Here is a 1039-nt window from a genome sequence, read left to right as displayed (position 1 = left end):
ATCTCCTCGATGGCCGTGTACCACTTCTCCCGGCCCTTGACGCGGAAGTGCTCGTCCAGCAGCGTGCGGTTCATGCGCTCGACGAAGCCATTGGTGCGCGGGCTCCGGACCTTGGTGTTTCGGTGCTCGATGTCCTCCAGCGCCAGCAGCAGCTCGTAGGGGTGGCTCTCGGGCTTGCCGCAGAACTCGCGCCCGTTGTCCGTGAGGATGGCCTGCACCGGCACGCCCAAGGCGTCGTAGAAGGGCAGCACGCGCTCGTACAGCAGGTCACACGCCGTCACCGGCATCTTGGAGCTGTAGCACTTGGCGAACGCCAGGCTGCAGAACGTGTCGATCACCACCTGCACGTAGACCTTGCCCACGCCCTTGATCGTGCCCCAGTAGAAGGTGTCCTGGTTGAGCAGTTCGCCCGGGGCGCTGGACTCGACGTGGCGGGTACGGAACTCGGGGCTGTGGCGCTCCAGTAGCCGGATCTGGGCCTCGGTGAGGACGTAGGTGGTCTGCTCGCGCGCCGTCATCTCCAGGCGCATCAGGCGCTTGTAGCGCGTCTCCAGATCGGCGCGCAGCCACACGCCGCGCACGCCCGAGGGCGAGACGTTGACACCTTCGAGGCGCAGGTCGTTGGCGACGCGGGCGGCGCCATGGGTGGGGTACTTGAGGCAATGGTCCAGCACGGCCGCCTCGACCTCGGGGCTGACCCGGTTGGGGTGGGGGTTGCGGGTGCCGCGGCGCTGCTCCACCAGGGCGGCCACGCCACCGCTCTGGAAGGCCTTGCGCACCTCGTAGAAGGTGTCGCGGTGAAAGCCCATGATCTGGGCGGCCTTGGCGACGTTGCCGAGTTCCTCGGCCAGTTGCAGCAAGCTGAGCTTGCGTTTGATACTCTGTGTCTGAGCGGTCACGGATTCTTCTCCTGAATACGGAAAACTGTGGAAAGTTCATCGTACCCATGAGACCCGGGGCCGCTCACCCGCCTGTCAGCAGTCGGGTGAGCCAGTCACTCAATCTCGAGCAACTGTCGGAAAAATACTAAACACGTTCA

Annotated in this window: 1 protein-coding gene; it reads right to left on the bottom strand. The window is 64.9% G+C overall.

Features of this window, described 5'->3' with window-relative positions; genetic code table 11:
• On the bottom strand, positions 1 to 899 hold an 899-nt coding region (locus tag ACLBKS_RS16445), incomplete at its 3' end, for a helix-turn-helix domain-containing protein (protein ID WP_410193882.1).
• Positions 900 to 1039 lie beyond the last annotated feature (140 nt).

Origin of the sequence: Hylemonella sp. W303a, assembly GCF_046452315.1 — a bacterium.
GTDB lineage: Bacteria > Pseudomonadota > Gammaproteobacteria > Burkholderiales > Burkholderiaceae_C > Hylemonella.
The sequence above is the reverse complement of the archived record's forward strand: the minus strand, read 5'-3'. Positions and strand labels throughout refer to the sequence as shown.